18 protein-coding genes and 1 riboswitch are annotated in these 14,759 nt (G+C 59.6%); of the genes, 11 read left to right on the top strand and 7 right to left on the bottom strand.

Features of this window, described 5'->3' with window-relative positions:
- The 4 genes from SIAM614_RS28165 to SIAM614_RS28150 form a co-directional block, all read left to right on the top strand.
- Positions 1 to 546: superoxide dismutase (locus tag SIAM614_RS28165; RefSeq protein WP_006939877.1), on the top strand; the 546-nt coding region annotated here is incomplete at its 5' end.
- A 200-nt stretch (positions 547 to 746) separates the two neighbouring features.
- Complete coding sequence (locus SIAM614_RS28160; RefSeq protein ID WP_324294008.1) at positions 747 to 1,208, top strand: c-type cytochrome; 462 nt, start codon at positions 747 to 749, stop codon at positions 1,206 to 1,208.
- 142 nt (positions 1,209 to 1,350) lie between these two features.
- On the top strand, positions 1,351 to 2,283 hold the full coding sequence (locus SIAM614_RS28155) for a cytochrome c (RefSeq protein WP_006939874.1): 933 nt from the start codon (positions 1,351 to 1,353) through the stop codon (positions 2,281 to 2,283).
- Positions 2,284 to 2,312: 29 nt separating this feature from the next.
- Complete coding sequence (locus SIAM614_RS28150; protein WP_006939873.1) at positions 2,313 to 2,804, top strand: GNAT family N-acetyltransferase; 492 nt, start codon at positions 2,313 to 2,315, stop codon at positions 2,802 to 2,804.
- A 195-nt stretch (positions 2,805 to 2,999) separates the two neighbouring features.
- Here SIAM614_RS28150 and SIAM614_RS28145 read toward each other — a convergent pair whose 3' ends face one another.
- The 3 genes from SIAM614_RS28145 to SIAM614_RS28135 are packed head-to-tail and all read right to left on the bottom strand — an operon-like array spanning position 3,000 to position 3,925.
- Entirely contained in the window at positions 3,000 to 3,374 is a 375-nt protein-coding gene (locus tag SIAM614_RS28145; RefSeq protein WP_006939871.1) for a RidA family protein, read from the bottom strand.
- Between the two features lie 17 nt (positions 3,375 to 3,391).
- Positions 3,392 to 3,610: a DUF2798 domain-containing protein gene (locus tag SIAM614_RS28140; protein WP_006939869.1), complete on the bottom strand. Its 219-nt coding sequence runs from the start codon at positions 3,608 to 3,610 to the stop codon at positions 3,392 to 3,394.
- Between the two features lie 6 nt (positions 3,611 to 3,616).
- Entirely contained in the window at positions 3,617 to 3,925 is a 309-nt protein-coding gene (locus SIAM614_RS28135) for a putative quinol monooxygenase (RefSeq protein ID WP_006939866.1), read from the bottom strand.
- Between the two features lie 100 nt (positions 3,926 to 4,025).
- Between SIAM614_RS28135 and SIAM614_RS28130 the strand changes: the two genes are divergently transcribed.
- Complete coding sequence (locus tag SIAM614_RS28130; protein ID WP_006939864.1) at positions 4,026 to 4,943, top strand: LysR family transcriptional regulator; 918 nt, start codon at positions 4,026 to 4,028, stop codon at positions 4,941 to 4,943.
- A gap of 13 nt (positions 4,944 to 4,956) precedes the next feature.
- Here SIAM614_RS28130 and SIAM614_RS28125 read toward each other — a convergent pair whose 3' ends face one another.
- Together SIAM614_RS28125 and SIAM614_RS28120 are read right to left on the bottom strand one after the other, a co-directional pair.
- The gene (locus SIAM614_RS28125; protein WP_006939861.1) at positions 4,957 to 5,355 is read right to left on the bottom strand and encodes a hypothetical protein; all 399 of its coding nucleotides are present in this window, start codon (positions 5,353 to 5,355) and stop codon (positions 4,957 to 4,959) included.
- 204 nt (positions 5,356 to 5,559) lie between these two features.
- A complete protein-coding gene (locus SIAM614_RS28120) occupies positions 5,560 to 7,644 on the bottom strand; it encodes a S9 family peptidase (protein WP_006939860.1) in 2,085 nt (694 codons plus the stop codon).
- 130 nt (positions 7,645 to 7,774) lie between these two features.
- A riboswitch (cobalamin riboswitch) is annotated at positions 7,775 to 7,987 on the top strand.
- Positions 7,988 to 8,094: 107 nt separating this feature from the next.
- On the opposite strand from SIAM614_RS28120, the gene SIAM614_RS32315 reads away from it, so the two are divergent.
- The 6 genes from SIAM614_RS32315 to SIAM614_RS28095 all read left to right on the top strand — a co-directional run bounded on the left by SIAM614_RS32315 (position 8,095) and on the right by SIAM614_RS28095 (position 12,367).
- Positions 8,095 to 8,373 (top strand): hypothetical protein, encoded by a 279-nt coding sequence (locus tag SIAM614_RS32315; RefSeq protein WP_157140139.1) that lies wholly within the window; start codon positions 8,095 to 8,097, stop codon positions 8,371 to 8,373.
- Positions 8,363 to 8,770, top strand: a complete 408-nt coding sequence (locus SIAM614_RS28115) for a DUF1636 family protein (protein WP_040441355.1) — start codon at positions 8,363 to 8,365, stop codon at positions 8,768 to 8,770. Before SIAM614_RS32315 ends, SIAM614_RS28115 begins: the two co-directional genes overlap by 11 nt.
- Positions 8,767 to 9,540 carry an ABC transporter ATP-binding protein gene (locus tag SIAM614_RS28110; protein ID WP_006939855.1) on the top strand — a complete coding sequence of 258 codons (774 nt, stop codon included), beginning with the start codon at positions 8,767 to 8,769 and terminating at the stop codon, positions 9,538 to 9,540. The genes SIAM614_RS28115 and SIAM614_RS28110 overlap by 4 nt, the downstream gene beginning before the upstream one ends.
- Positions 9,541 to 9,556: 16 nt before the next feature.
- Positions 9,557 to 10,492 carry an ABC transporter substrate-binding protein gene (locus SIAM614_RS28105; RefSeq protein ID WP_006939853.1) on the top strand — a complete coding sequence of 312 codons (936 nt, stop codon included), beginning with the start codon at positions 9,557 to 9,559 and terminating at the stop codon, positions 10,490 to 10,492.
- Positions 10,493 to 10,545: 53 nt separating this feature from the next.
- The gene (locus SIAM614_RS28100) at positions 10,546 to 11,607 is read left to right on the top strand and encodes a FecCD family ABC transporter permease (RefSeq protein WP_006939851.1); all 1,062 of its coding nucleotides are present in this window, start codon (positions 10,546 to 10,548) and stop codon (positions 11,605 to 11,607) included.
- 169 nt (positions 11,608 to 11,776) lie between these two features.
- Positions 11,777 to 12,367, top strand: a complete 591-nt coding sequence (locus SIAM614_RS28095; protein WP_006939850.1) for a hypothetical protein — start codon at positions 11,777 to 11,779, stop codon at positions 12,365 to 12,367.
- Between the two features lie 41 nt (positions 12,368 to 12,408).
- On the opposite strand, the gene SIAM614_RS28090 is transcribed toward SIAM614_RS28095, so the two are convergent.
- Positions 12,409 to 13,644 (bottom strand): MFS transporter, encoded by a 1,236-nt coding sequence (locus SIAM614_RS28090; protein WP_006939849.1) that lies wholly within the window; start codon positions 13,642 to 13,644, stop codon positions 12,409 to 12,411.
- Between the two features lie 167 nt (positions 13,645 to 13,811).
- Positions 13,812 to 14,669: an SDR family oxidoreductase gene (locus SIAM614_RS28085; RefSeq protein ID WP_006939848.1), complete on the bottom strand. Its 858-nt coding sequence runs from the start codon at positions 14,667 to 14,669 to the stop codon at positions 13,812 to 13,814.
- Positions 14,670 to 14,759 lie beyond the last annotated feature (90 nt).

Here is a 14,759-nt window from a genome sequence, read left to right as displayed (position 1 = left end):
TCTGCTGAAACGCTCGAGTTTCACCACGACAAGCACCACCAGGCTTATGTCACCAAAGGCAACGAGCTGCTCGCCGGCAGCGGCCTGGAAGGCAAGTCGCTGGAAGAGATCGTCAAGGAAAGCTACGGCAAGAACGCTCCGCTGTTCAACAATGCTGGTCAGCATTACAACCACATCCATTTCTGGAAATGGATGAAGAAAGATGGCGGCGGCAGCTCGCTTCCGGGCGCACTTGCTTCGGCAATCGATAGCGATCTCGGCGGTTTCGACAAGTTCCGCGCTGATTTCATCGCCGCAGGCGTTGGCCAGTTCGGTTCCGGTTGGGCGTGGCTCGCCGTGAAGGGCGGCAAGCTGGAAATCATGAAGACGCCGAACGGTGAAAACCCGCTCGTTCATGGTGCCGCACCGATCCTCGGCTGCGATGTGTGGGAACACTCCTATTACATCGACTACCGCAATGCGCGTCCGAAATATCTGGAAGCTTTCATCGACAGCATGGTCAACTGGGACTACGTGCTGGAAATGTACGAAGCTGCCACGAAGTAATTCGGGACACATCCCGGTCTATGAAACCCCGGCCTGGAAAGGTCGGGGTTTTTTGTTTGGTTGTTTCCTCAGCGTTGACGCTGTGTTCACCGCTGAGCGACCTCTTCACGCGACCGTGATTTCAAGACCGGGCGGTACATGGGCTGTACTCACCCTTGTGAATCATTGCCCAAGGCAGTTTCCACGAGAGGGAGAGAACGATGCGAATGATCAAATCCGCTGTTGTACTGGGTCTGGCGGCTGGGCTCGGCCTTGCCGGAACTATCGCTCAGGCGTCTGACGATCCGATCGCGACCCGGCAGGCCATCATGTCGTCCGTCGGCGCAGCCGCCGGTCTTGGCGGCGGTCTGATGAAAGGGGAGATTGCCTATTCGCCCGCGGCCGGAAAGGCGGCTATCGCGACCATGCGCGCTGCATCGCTGTCGTTTGGCGATTTCTTCCCGGCAGGTTCCGATCAGGGGAACACCGGCGCAGTAGCAGCCATCTGGGAAAATCCGGACGGTTTTTCCGCCGAACTGGCAAAGTTTGCGGAAGCCACGGCAAAGGCCTCCGAAGCTTCGGGCAAAGACGGCCCGGCGGATGTGGAAGCCTTCAAGGCTGCAATGGGACCCGTATTCGGCTCTTGCAAATCGTGCCACGAAACTTACCGTAAGAAAAACTGATCGGCTGAATTCAGGAGCTTTATGTGCCCTGGCGCCACCAGGCAGGCTCCAGCTCGTGAGACAGATCAGCGGCGCTTCATCCTTTGTCGGGTGAAGACCGCTTTTTTGGCGTTCGGGTGCAGGCGAAAACCAGGGAGGCCCCATGAAAAAGGCTGTCATCGTCCTCGTCGTGCTTGGCGTTGTTGCTGCGGCGGCGGCCTGGTTTTTGTCCGCGCCGACGAAGTTGAGCCAGGCCCAGCTGGCCGCCTTCGCGCCTGGAGACACCGCACAAGGAGAGCTTATCTTCTGGGCGGGGGGCTGCACGTCCTGCCATGCCGGCAAAGACGCCGAAGGAGACGACAAGCTGAAACTTGGCGGTGGCCTGCGCCTGGAAACGCCGTTCGGCGTGTTTGTCGCGCCCAATATCTCTTCCAGCCCGGCGGACGGTATCGGCGCCTGGTCGCTTGAGGATTTCGCCAATGCCATGACGCATGGCACATCGCCGGACGGGCAAAACTACTATCCGGCCTTTCCTTACACGTCCTACGCCCGCATGTCCGGAGCAGACATAGGCAATCTTTATGCCTTCATGAAAACGCTGCCGTCTGTCGACGGCAAGGCGCCCCCGCACGAACTCGGCTTTCCGTTCAATATCCGCCGGGGCCTCGGGCTGTGGAAGCGGCTGTTCCTTGATCCGGCGCCGGTCATTGCCGCGCCTGTGGGCGGGAATGACGTTGACACCGCACTTTGGGAACGTGGCCGGTATCTGGTGGAAGGGCCGGGCCATTGCGGCGAATGCCACACGGCTCGCAATCTCGCCGGCGGGCTGGAGCTGGCCAAGTGGCTCGGTGGAGCTCCTGCCCCCACGGGGGATGGCCGCATTCCCAACATTACTCCGGTCGACGGGGGCTTCGGCAGTTGGAGTGCCGCCGACATTGCCTATTATCTGGAAAGCGGCTTTACGCCGGAATACGATTCGGTGGGCGGTGAAATGGTGCATGTTCAGGAGAACATGGCCAAACTTCCGGCGAGCGATCGTGAGGCGATTGCCGCCTATCTGAAAGCCATCCCGGCCGTTGCTCAGGCGGCCAACTGACGTCACTTCACGGACCATCAGACATTTCCATGATCCCATCGAAGCAAATTTCAATCGTATCGGTTGAGACCGAAGAAGACCTTGCCCACGTCCGGCGTCTGTTCCGCGCCTATGTCGACTGGCTCGGGATCGACCTGTCCTACCAGGGCTTTGAAGAAGAACTTGCAGGCCTTCCGGGCAAATATGCGCCGCCGGTGGGGGCGTTGTTCCTGGCGAAAGACGGTGCGGGAACCGTTCTGGGTTGCGTCGGTCTGAGAGCTTTCGGTGAGGACGGCGCGTGTGAAATGAAGCGGCTATACGTTTTGCCGGAGGGGCGCGGCCAGGGTGTCGGCGGTGCGCTGGTGGAGGCGGTGGTCAAGGCCGCAGAGGCTGCGGGATACCGCGAGATGCTGCTGGACACGCTGCCAAGCATGACGGGAGCCATCAAGCTTTACAAAGCTGCGGGTTTCGAGGACATCGACGCCTACTACGAGACCCCGATAACCGAGACGGTTTTCTTTAGAAAACAACTGTTTGGGTAGGTTCTGCAAGCTGTCAAACAAAACCACCCGCGAGCAGGTGGTCAAGTTTTCATTTTTGTTTTTGGGTCGTTTTGCCCGTGCACAGTTATTCAAGAGATCTGATCGCGCTTCGTGAGCTGTCTGCGGCGATGATCTAGTTGTATTCAACTAACGAATAATACGTAGGAACCAGTCTGGTTGCAAGCCGTTGCTCAATCATGAGGCAATAATCGCCTCAATTTCGACCCTCAAGTCGGCATGAAACAGAGCGGCAACACAGACCAGTGAACTGGCGGGAATGTCCTTTTCATAGAGATCCGACAGGGTCGACCGGATTTCCGGCAAATCCGCCATGTCGGTCACGAAGACGGTTACCTTCACAATATCCTTCAGCGATCCTCCGAAGTGGGTCGCGATGATCTGCAACTGATCGAATATCTCTCTCACTTGCGGACCTGCCGAGGCGGACTGCGCCGGTGTGCCGAAGGCTGTGAAGCCGGAAGTATAGACCGTCTGTCCATGCCGCACGGCATGGGAATAGGGCCCTGCGGGCAGGCCCAGTTCCTCAAAATTCTGTCTGACCAAAGCCATGTCGTTACGTGTCCTGTTTACGGCAGCCGGGCTGCGAGGAAGAGCGTTGCCCTTTGCACGGGCGGGCCCAGAAAAAAGGCGATGACGGCAGCGGCGGGCCAGGCAAGGCGGAAGGCGTTCATCCATTGCCAGAAAAACCTGTCGTTCCAGCCGAGGTTCAGGAAAGTGACCCAGCACGACATCAGGAGCGACAGACCCAGCGACATCAGGCACGTTGCGATCAATCGGTTCTTCATGGCCGCTTACCTTTCGCCCGGTTCGCCTGTACCGATTTCACTCAGTTCCTCGATGTAGCTGACCTGGGTCAGGTTCAGGGCGAGATAGGCCTTGGTGTGCGGCATTTCGAAGTGGGCTGCCAGGGCGTCCTTGTCGCTCCAGCTCTCCCATAGGGTGAACTTGTCGGGATCCTGCAGGTTCTGACGGATCTCAAAGAAGTTGCAGCCCGGTTCGTGCCGGGTTTCAGCCACAAGCCGGCGGAGTTCCGTTTCGGCCCTGGTCCGGTCCGCACCCTGTTGCAGCTCAATGCCGGCGCTGATGAAGTAGTTGCCCATGACTGTCTCCGTTGTGTTTGTTGGACGCAGACAGATTTATTGATTTCTGATATTTCAATCTATATCGAATAATGGGAATTTAAATTTCGAAATTGGAATCATGCTCGACGACATCGCCTTGTTTGTTCATATCGCACGCCATCGAAGTCTTGCGAAGGCTGCAGCTCATATGGGCTTGCCTGCGGCGACCGTGACGCGCCGCCTGGCCAAGCTTGAGGAAACCGTAGGTACGCAGCTCGTCTTTCGTTCCGCGCGTAAATTCGAGCTGACAGGGGCAGGGGAGGCGTATTTCGAGGCTTTTGCCGATCTTGTTCAAAACGCGGAGACAACGCTGGATGGCTTGAGTGCCGATCTGCACGGCCTCCGGGGCGCCTTGAAAGCGGCTGCGCCCACCAATATTTCCATCGGCATCCTGGAGCCCATGTGGTCCGGGTTTCTGAAGGCTTATCCGGAAATCCGTTTGACGCTGGTACTCAGCAACGAGAACAAGGATCTGCTTGAGCACAAGGTGGATATTGCCTTGAGAGCAGGACCGCAGACCGATGAACGGCTTTACCAGAAACGCCTCGGTGTGGTGGCGACCGTGCTGGTGGCGTCGCCCGCCTATCTTGAGGAGGCAGGTGCGCCGGAAACGCCGCAGCAGATCAGCGAACACAAGGTGGTCCGGGTGTCCACCTTGCCGCAATGGCAATTGACGCACCGGGAAACGGGCGCACTGGAAACCGTGCCGCTGGATGCGCGTGTGGTTGTCGACGACATCAGCCTTGCCAGGCAGCTCGCCGGTGACGGACACGGGATTGCGCTCCTGCCGGTGAGCGAGATTTCCGACGACCTGATCACAGGCCGTCTGAAGCCGGTTCTTGCGAACTGGCAGGGGCAGAAGCGGGACATTTTCGCGGTGTGGCCGACCGGACGATTGCTGAACGCGCGGGTGCGCTGCCTGCTCGACTACATGGAAACCTTCATGGCGCCGCTGCCCGTGTTTCAGGGCACCGTGGTTCAGCCTGATCCGGCCTGATACGCCTGTCGGCTTACGCCGTGTAGGGATTGCAGCGGATGTAACGCGGTTGATCGATGTAGCTGGACATCACGGCGAGCCATGCCTTGCACTCGCCCTGCGTCTTGAAACAACCGGCCTGGGAGATGATGTATTTCTGGCTGAAGTTGAAGACCTTGCCACCGGCAATGCCCTTCCAGCCGCTGCCTGTGAAGCTGCGGCAGTCGTAAGCCGTGTTGTAGGTGCTGGGAATGTCCTGACGGTTCTTGGTGAAGGTCGGGGAGAACAGCAGCGTCTCCACCACATTACCGCCTGATGTGTCGTAGGACTGGCACGCGGCAAGGCTCAAGGTCGCGGCCATGACCGGAACCAGGCGCAATCCCTTTCTCAGCCCGTGAGCAAGGCGGTGCGGAAGAGAGCGGTAGCAGGTCATCACAGGCTCCAGTGAACAGGATCGGCACGGTCTCAGACCGTTCAATTGATTGATTTGCAACGACTCTCACATGAGCCGAAGACTGGGTCAAAATCAAGTCACGTTCGCTCGGGGCGATATTCGCCGCGGCGCGTGACGATCATCGACCGTTCCGGGCGTATGGAACAGTCCGCACGCCCGGGCAGGTTCGGACCCGACAATGTGTCAGGCTTTTCCGGTGACCAGGAGGGCGAAGGCCTGGGCCTCGGCGACTTCCTTCAGCCGGTCGAAACGGCCGGAAGCGCCGCCATGGCCGGCTTCCATGTTGGTCTTCAGCATCAGCAGCTTGTCGCCGGTTGCGGTTGCCCGCAGTTTGGCGACCCACTTGGCCGGCTCCCAATAGGTCACGCGCGGATCGGTCAAGCCGCCCACTGCCAGGATCGCCGGGTAGGCCTTCGCCTCGACATTGTCGTAGGGCGAATAGGAGGCGATGTAGTCGTAGGCCGCCTTGTCGGTGATCGGGTTGCCCCACTCGGGCCATTCCGGCGGGGTGAGCGGCAGCGTGTCGTCCAGCATGGTGGACAGAACGTCGACGAAGGGAACTTCGGCAATGATGCCGCCGAATTTTTCCGGTGCCAGATTGGCGACCGCACCCATCAGCATCCCGCCGGCCGATCCGCCCTGGGCGACGATGCGATCGTGCGAGGTGATGTTTTCCGCAACCAGATGGTCGGCTGCAGCAATGAAGTCGGTGAAGGTGTTCTTCTTGTTCTCGCGCCGCCCGTCCTTGTACCAGTGGAAGCCCTTGTCCTTGCCGCCGCGAATATGGGCAATGGCATAGACGAAGCCCCGGTCGACCAGCGACAGGCAGTTGGTGTTGAAGCTTGCCGGGATGGTGATGCCGTAGGAGCCATAGCCATAGAGCAGCAGCGGCGCGGTGCCGTCGAGCTTGGTGTCCTTGCGGTACAGAACGGACACGGGCACGGTTTCGCCATCGGCAGCAGGCGCCATCAGGCGGCGGGTGATATAATCGCCCGCATCATGGCCGGAAGGCACTTCCTGTTCCTTGCGCAGAACACGCTCACGGGTCTCGACATTGTAGTCGAAAGTCTGCGACGGCGTGGTCATCGAGGAATAGCTGAAACGGATCGTATTGGTGTCGAACTCGTATCCGCCACCAAGGCCGAGCGAATAGGCTTCCTCGTCGAAGGCGATGGAGTGTTCGATGTCGTCGGCAAGCCGGCGGATAACGATGCGCGGCAGGCCGTCTTCGCGCTCCAGCCGGGTCATGAAGGTCTTGTAGACACAATGCGAGAGGATCAGGCACCCCGGCTTGTGGGGCACGAGGTCCGACCAGTTTTCGCGGCCCGGATTGCTCTTCGGCGCGGTGACGATCTTGAAGTCCTCGGCGTCGCCTGCGTTGGTCAGGATGTAAAGTGTCTCACCGTGGTCATCGATGGAGTATTCGATGCCGGTTTCGCGCTCTGCGACCAGCACCGGTTCGGCCGTCGGGTCACTTGCCGGGATCATCCAGACTTCGGATGTCTCATGGTCGTGAATGTCGATGACGATGGTTTCACCGGACTGGGTCTTGCCGACCCCCATGAAGAAGCCGGCATCCTTTTCCTCGTAAACGAGCACATCGGCCGCCGGGTCGGTGCCGACCTCGTGGCGGAAGAGTTTTGAGGGCCGGTGGTTGGCGTCCAGACGAACGTAGAACACATAACGGCTGTCTTCCGAGAAAACCCCGCCGCCGCCGGTGTCTTCAATGGCGTAGTCGAAATCCTTCGCCGTCTCGGCATCGCGCAGTCTCAGCGAATAATATTCCGAGCCCTTGTTGTCATAGGCCCAGGCAATGAGCTTGTGATCCGTCGACTGGCTGACACCGCCGATCCGGAAATAGGCCGTTCCCTCGGCTTCCTTGTCGCCGTGGAGAAGAACCGTTTCATCGCCACCGTCGCGCGGGGTCCGGAAGAAGACCGGTTGCTGGCCGCCGGTTTCGTATTTGAGGCCATAGGCGAAAGGACCGTCGGGTGAGGGGACCGAGCTGTCATCTTCCTTGATGCGGCCGCGCATCTCGGCAAAGAGCTTTTCCTGCAGAGCCTTCGTCGGCGCCATCTGCGCCTCGTGGTAGGCATTTTCCGCTTCCAGATAGGTGCGGATATCGGCATCCAGCACGGAGGGGTCTTTCATGACCTCCTGCCAGTTGTCTGCCCGTAGCCAGGCAAAGTCGTCCTGGCGGGCAATGCCGTGGGTCTCAAAGGTGACGGGGCGCGCATCGGCGCGCGGGGGAAAGGCATCCTGTTTCATGGATCGGAGGTAAGATTTTTGAGCGGTGAAGGCAAGAGGCCAATCCTGCCGGGGGGCCGAACGACTGCGTCTGTCGTGCCTTCAAACGACCGGAAATGCGGCGAAAGTCTTTGACATTTTCCAGGCGTTCGAGCACTTAGGAAGAGATGGTTCCCGACTCTGAACTTCGGAGCGGGATTAAAAGGGAACACGGTGAGACCAGGCCGCAAGGCTTCAAATCCGTGACTGCCCCCGCAACTGTGAGCGGTGAGCAAACCTGAAAGCGCCACTGGGGAAACCCCGGGAAGGATCAGGCAAGCTATGACCCGCAAGTCAGGAGACCTGCCATTTCACCTTAAACCTTAACCCGGGCGGGGTGCCCCGGAGGAGTGAGTGACATGGCCAATCGGCGCCTGCCGGCACAGTTACACATTCGGTTCCAGACTGCCCCGCGCAATCGCGGAGGGCGATATGAACCGGAAATTGACTGCTGAAACCTCAAATCCTGCCAACCTTCTGACCCTTTCCGACCCGCTGGCGATGCGTGCGCTGCGCGCAATGGTGGCGGATGGCGGACAAAAGCCTGTTGCCAAAAAGAAAGTTAGTAATGTAATAACATTACATGACGAGTGTGCATCTTCCTATCAGGCCGGCAACGTATCGCGCAGCCATGGCAGCAATGTCCTTGCCGCATCATCACCTGCCGTCCGTTCGCGGACAGAAGTCGCGGAGGTGTGTCATGAGCAATGAGCCGCACAAGATTTTTGTCTGTACCGCCTGCCGTCACTATGGCCAGACCTGTCAGCCAGGATATGACCTGATCTGCCAGTTGAAACGCGCACTCCAGATGGCCGTTCCGGTCGTCGGCGACGATTTCGAGATCAGCGGCACAGCCAACATGGAAGGCTGCTCGCGTGCCTGCACAGTGGCCTTCAAGGCGACCGACAAGGCGATCTATCTCTTCGGTGATATCGACGAAGGTGAAACGGACATCGAAGATCTGGTCGATTACGCCAGGCGCTATCGCCAACTTGAGAACGGATGTGAAGTTTCCGGGGGGCGGCACGGCACGTGCTGGGACGCATCGCAGGGCCGTATCCCCGCGGCGATGATCGTCTCGGAAGCAGACGGGACGGTCTTGTCATGACGGGTGTCGATCTTTTCGCCCGGGAGGTTAGCTGGAAGACCGGGCAGGGCAAGACCATCCTGCATCCGGTCAGCTTCGAGCTGCCGGCTGGCGAGGTCCTTGGCATAGCCGGTGCCAATGGCGCCGGCAAATCGACCCTGCTGCGGCTGCTCTACCGCTTCCTGAAACCGCACTCTGGCAACATTCTGGTGGATGGCACGGACCTGTGGCACCTCAGTGCCCGGGAGGCTGCCCGATCGATCGCCGCTGTTCTGCAGGAGCAGCCGACCGACTTTGCCTTGTCAGTCCGCGAGATCGTCGTTCTTGGCCGCCGACCGCACACAAACGGCATTGCCAGCGCAGGCAAGCGGGACGCTGAAATCGTCGATGACTGCCTCAGGAAAATGGATCTGCAATCCTACGCCCACAGGGCCTTTGGCACGCTGTCCGGCGGTGAACGGCAGCGTGTGATGGTGGCCCGGGCCCTGGCGCAGGAGCCGAAGCTGCTGGTTCTGGATGAGCCGACCAACCATCTGGATATCCGCCATCAGCTCGAGATCGTCGAACTGATTGCCGATCTGAACATCACCATCGTCACAAGCCTGCATGACCTCAATCTGGCAAGCCGCGTCTGCGACAAGGTCTTGCTGCTGCATCAGGGGCGGCTGGTCGCCCATGGCGTGCCGGAGACAGTGCTGACCCCCGGCAACATCGAACAAGCCTATTCGGTACAGGTCCGTCTGGAGCAGTTATCTGCCAGCCGTGAGCGTTACCTGACCTTCCATCTTTGATTTCCTGGAGAGAACAATGAAAAGAATACTCCTGAGCGCCGCGCTCGCCTTTCTGACCGTTCCGGCAATTGCGCAGACGACCGTGAAAAGCTGCGACCGAACGGTGACTTTCGAAGCGCCGCCCAAAGCGGCCGTTTCCAATGACGTCAATCTGACCGAGATGATGCTGGTGCTTGGCCTGCGCGACCGCATGGTCGGGTATACGGGCATCTCCGGCTGGAAGACCCTGGATGCGGAAATGCGTGAGGGCGTCGCCGAACTTCCGGAACTTGCGTCGAAATATCCGAGCAAGGAAGTGCTGATCGGGGCCGACGCGGATTTCTACTTTGCCGGCTGGAATTATGGCATGAAGGTTGGCGGCGAGGTGACGCCGGAAACGCTGGAGCCCTTCGGGATCAAGGTCTATGAGTTGACCGAATCCTGCATCCATATCGGCGACAAGCCCAAGGCTTCGCTTGCGGATCTTTACAACGACCTGATCAATCTCGGGAAGATCTTCGGCAAGGAAGATACGGCCCAGGAGCTTGTCGCCACATACAAGCACGAGCTGGAACGGATCGCGGCAACGGTGCCGGACGGCAAGGAGCCGCTGCGCGTCTTCGTCTACGACAGCGGTGAGGACAAGCCTTTCACGGCCGGGCGCTATGCCATGCCGACAGCGCTTATCGAGGCGGCCGGCGGCGTCAACGTGATGGATGATTTCGAAAAGAGCTGGGCGACCGTCGATTGGGAAACCGTGGTGGAAAAAGATCCCGACATGGTCGTGATCGTCAACTACGGCGAAGTGACGGCCGACCAGAAACGGGATTTCATGAAGAACAATCCCGCTCTGGCCGGGATCGCGGCTGTCAAGAACGACCGCTTTGTCGTCCTGGATTATGTCGAGGCAACACCGGGGCCGCGAAACCTCAAGGCTGTCGGCAAACTCACCGAAGCCTTCTGGGGAGAGTGAGACTTGCAGATGACGCCTCAAGCCGCGTTTGCGGGCACAAGCGATGATCCGGCATGACTGCGGTGACGGCAAAACACAAGGCATCCCGGCGGCGGTTGAACACTGGCGTTCTGCTGCTGGCCGGGATGCTGCTGCTTGGTGTTTCGATTGTGGCCGCCATCGGTGCAGGTGCGGTCGCCATCCCAGGCAGCACGGTCTTCAAGATCCTCGTCAATGGCACGGTGCCCGGCCTTTTCGAGGTTGATTGGTCGCAGAGCCGCGATGCCATCGTCTGGGAAATCCGGTTTCCGCGCGCTCTGCTGGCCGGATTTGTCGGCGCCGGTCTGGCGGTGGTCGGTGCTGCCCTGCAATCCGTCACGCGAAATCCGCTGGCGGATCCGCATTTGCTCGGCATCTCCTCCGGCGCGGCTGCCGGTGCCATTCTTGCGCTGTTGCATACCGGCCTGTTTCTGGGTCTCATGACCGTGCCGCTGATGGCTTTTGCAGGGGCACTGGCGGCAACCTTCCTGGTGCTCGGTGTGACCCGCTTTGCGTCTGCGACCAGTGCCGACCGGCTGGTGCTTGCCGGCGTGGCGGTATCCTTCATCATCATGGCAATCGCCAATATTCTGATTTTCCTCGGTGATCCAAGGGCAACACACACGGTTGTCTTCTGGATGCTGGGCGGTCTCGGTCTTGCCCAGTGGTCCCAGTTGCCGTTTCCTCTCGGTATATTGCTGCTGGTGGCGCCTTATTTCCTGGTGCGGGCCGCCGATCTCAACGCCATGACCATCGGCGATGAAACCGCCTCGACGCTCGGCATTCCGGTTGCCCGGTTCCGGCTCACCGTGTTCGTCCTCGGGGCGCTGATCACAGGCGTGATGGTGGCGTTTTCGGGCATCATCGGTTTTGTCGGGCTTATGGTGCCGCATATCGCGCGCTTTCTTGTGGGGGGCAATTACAGTCGGGTTCTGCCTGCCTCCATGGTGCTTGGGGCCATCTTCCTGATCTGGGCGGACATCATTGCCCGCACGCTTCTGTCGCCTGAAGATATGCCCATCGGTATCGTTACCGGGCTGGTCGGCGGTATCTTCTTCGTCCTCCTGTTGCGCTCCCGGTCGGGCCACGCGCAATAGACTTTCACACGGACAAGCTGGTCGACCTGGGGAGGGATGGCTGCCCACCGTTTGCTCGCGCGGCGTGCGGTGCTTGCTATAAGAGATCCGGCCTGTTTCCATGGGACGGATCTCGAATCGGGCGGTATTGGTGTAGCGTTGCCGGACACAGAGCAGATGCGGCGTGACCATGGACAGACTTCCCATCAATCTTGCAGAATTTGCGCATATCCGGATCATCATCGGCATGGTGATCGGGCTGGGGGTTGCGCGCTTGCTCAATGGCCTTGCGCGGTATGTGCAGCACCCCAGCCAGGAGGAGATCTACGGCGTGCACCTGGGGTGGTCGCTGTTCATGCTGCTCTCCGTGGTGCATTTCTGGTGGTTCGAATTTGCGCTCGGCCGCATTCAGGTCTGGACGTTTGAAAGCTATCTTTTCGTCATTGCTTTTGCCGCGCTCTACTTTTTCATTACAGCCGTGCTTTATCCGGACAAGATGGCCGAATACGCCAATTACAAGGACTATTTCTTTGCCCGAAAGAACTGGATCTATAGCCTGCTGGCCTTGATGTTCGCGCTCGACATCGTGGACTCCCGCTTGAAGGGGATCGACTATTTCAACGATCTGGGAACCGCCTATCTGGTGCGCCAGATCATCATCATCGTGCTGGTTCTTGCCGCAACGAGGATCCGGCACACCGCTTATCACATTGGTCTCGTCAGCGTGGTTCTGCTGTCGCAGATCTGGCTGATCGCCAGCAATTTCAGCGTCCTGAAGTAACAGGCTCACCAGCGGTGCTTGCCGCCCGCCGGGCAAAGGCCTCAGGCAGCAGCGCCTGTCGGCCGCATCTTGCCGCGCATGAAAATGAAGATCATCACCGCCATGTTGAGGAAGTTCCAGGCGATGCCGTTCAGGAACGCGGCCTGGTAGGAGCCTGTGAGGTCGTAGATCCAGCCGGACAACCAACCGCCGAGGGCCATTCCCAGAATGGTCGACATGATCACCAGACCGACCCGTTGTCCCGCCTCGCGAGCAGGCAGATATTCGCGCACGATCACCGCATAGCTGGGCACGATACCGCCTTGCGAGAGACCGAAGATGAGCGACACCAGGTAAAGCGAAGCCAGCCCGTTGAACGGAATGAAAAGGAAAAGCGCTGCACATTGCAGCACTGAGCCGATCAGCAGCGTCATGACCCCGCCGATCTTGTCGGCGATATAACCGGAGGTCAGCCGGCTGACGACACCGGCACCGGTCATCAGTGCGATCATGTCCGCACCGGGCGCAACGCCATAGCCCAGATCGACGCAATAGGCGACGATATGGACCTGCGGCATGGACATGGCGACACAGCAGGCAAGCCCGGCAACCACCAGAAGAGCCTGCAAGACGGCAGGTGGCAGCCCAGTGTCCTGGCGTCCGAAACGGGCGGTTGCCGAGGCCGCACTCAAGGAGGTGTCCGGTGGAGGCCTGCGCAGCAAGAGGGCCAGCGGCACCATCGCGACGAGGCAGATGACGCCGATGAGGATATATGTGTGGCGCCAGTCGGTGGTGGCGAGGCTCCACTGGATCAGCGAGGGCCAGAGCACACCGGCAAGATAGTTGCCGCAGGCAGCACAGGCGACGGCGAAGCCGCGCCGTTTCAGGAACCAATGCGAAATATCGGCAATCAGCGGGCCGAAGGTCGCCGCGGTTCCCAGCCCTATCAGCACCCCCTGCGCCAGAGAGAACGACCAGACATCGGGCGCAAAGGCTGCCAGCACGAAACCTGCGGAAAGCGACAGGGCAGAGCCTATGACCGGTAGCACGATGCCGTAGCGATCAACGAAGCGGCCCAGCAGATAGTTGCCGGCGGCAAAACCGAACATGGTGGCGGTATAAGGCAGGGAGGCGTCGGCGCGGTCGATGCCGAAATCCGACTGGACCGCCGGTAGAACGATGACGACTGCCCACATGCCTGCCCCACCAAGGGTACTCAGCAGGATCGAAATCGCCAGCCGGAACCAGGCGTAGGGCCCGTCCTGGGCGTATGGGTCGGAAGCGGTGGCGAGAGACATGATCGGATACCGGGAAAGTGCAGAACCTCTTGGGTAACAGGTTCGCCAATCGGGGACCAACAAATATCCTTGAAGCGACCGACAACAAATTCAAATGAGTACACGAAGGCGGCAATGCCGCCTTCGTGCCGGAGCGGCTCATTGCAGGAGCAATCCTTGCCGGAAGCTTACGCGTTTGCCTTCAGGCTTTCGGCCACAAAGTCCTTCAGGGAACGGGCCGGATGGCCATTCAGATCTTCCAGTGCCGTGGAGGCCGTGAAGAGGTCGCCTTCAGAAGCTCCCCTGTCTGCATCTGCGAGGATCTTTGCAAAACCTTCCGGCAGGCCGGCCTGCACGAGAATGCCGGCATAGGTGGCGTCCGGCAGATTGTTGAACGGGATGTCGCGGCCGGTCTGGCTGGAGAGTTCCGCTGCAAGGTCGCCAAGCGTGAAGGCAGACGAACCACCAAGTTCGAGTGCTCGCGTGGACAGATCGCTGCCGGAAACAATCCGGGCTGCGGCTTCTGCGTAGTCTTCGCGTCCGGCTGCGGAAAACTTGCCGTCGCCGCTTGCGCCGGCAACAGCGCCGTGGGCGAGGGCTGCTGAAATCGTGCCACCAAAATTCTCAACGTACCAACCATTGCGCAGCACGGCATGGGCAATGCCGCTTTCGCTCAGAAGCTTTTCCGTTTCTTTATGTTCCTCGCCAAGAAGAAGGCTGGACTGCGGAACATTGAGCAGGCTGGTGTAGACGATGAAGCGGACACCGGCTGCCTTTGCCGCGTCGATAACGGCCTTGTGCTGCGGAACGCGCTTGCCGACTTCCGACCCGGAAATGAGCAGGAGACGCTCGACACCTTCCAGGGCGGCAGGCAGAGTGCTGCTGTCGTCATAGTCTGCCTTCACCACAGCAACCTGGCCGCTGGCAAGGTCTGCGGCCTTTTCCGGTGACCTGACAAGGGCGCGAACCGGCTGCGCGGTCAGCTTAGCCAGATGTTTGAGGACGAGACGGCCGAGCTGGCCGTTGGCACCCGTGACTGCGATCATCGTATTTCTCCTTGAGGGTTGATCGTTTGAAATGCATCGGATGCTGCCTATGTAGATGACTAACTTACTTTTTGTTAGTACGTACAAAAA

Source organism: Roseibium aggregatum IAM 12614 (assembly GCF_000168975.1).
GTDB classification, from domain to species: Bacteria; Pseudomonadota; Alphaproteobacteria; order Rhizobiales; family Stappiaceae; genus Roseibium; species Roseibium aggregatum.
Note: the sequence above shows the minus strand (reverse complement) of the source record. Positions and strands in the feature narration are given on the sequence as shown.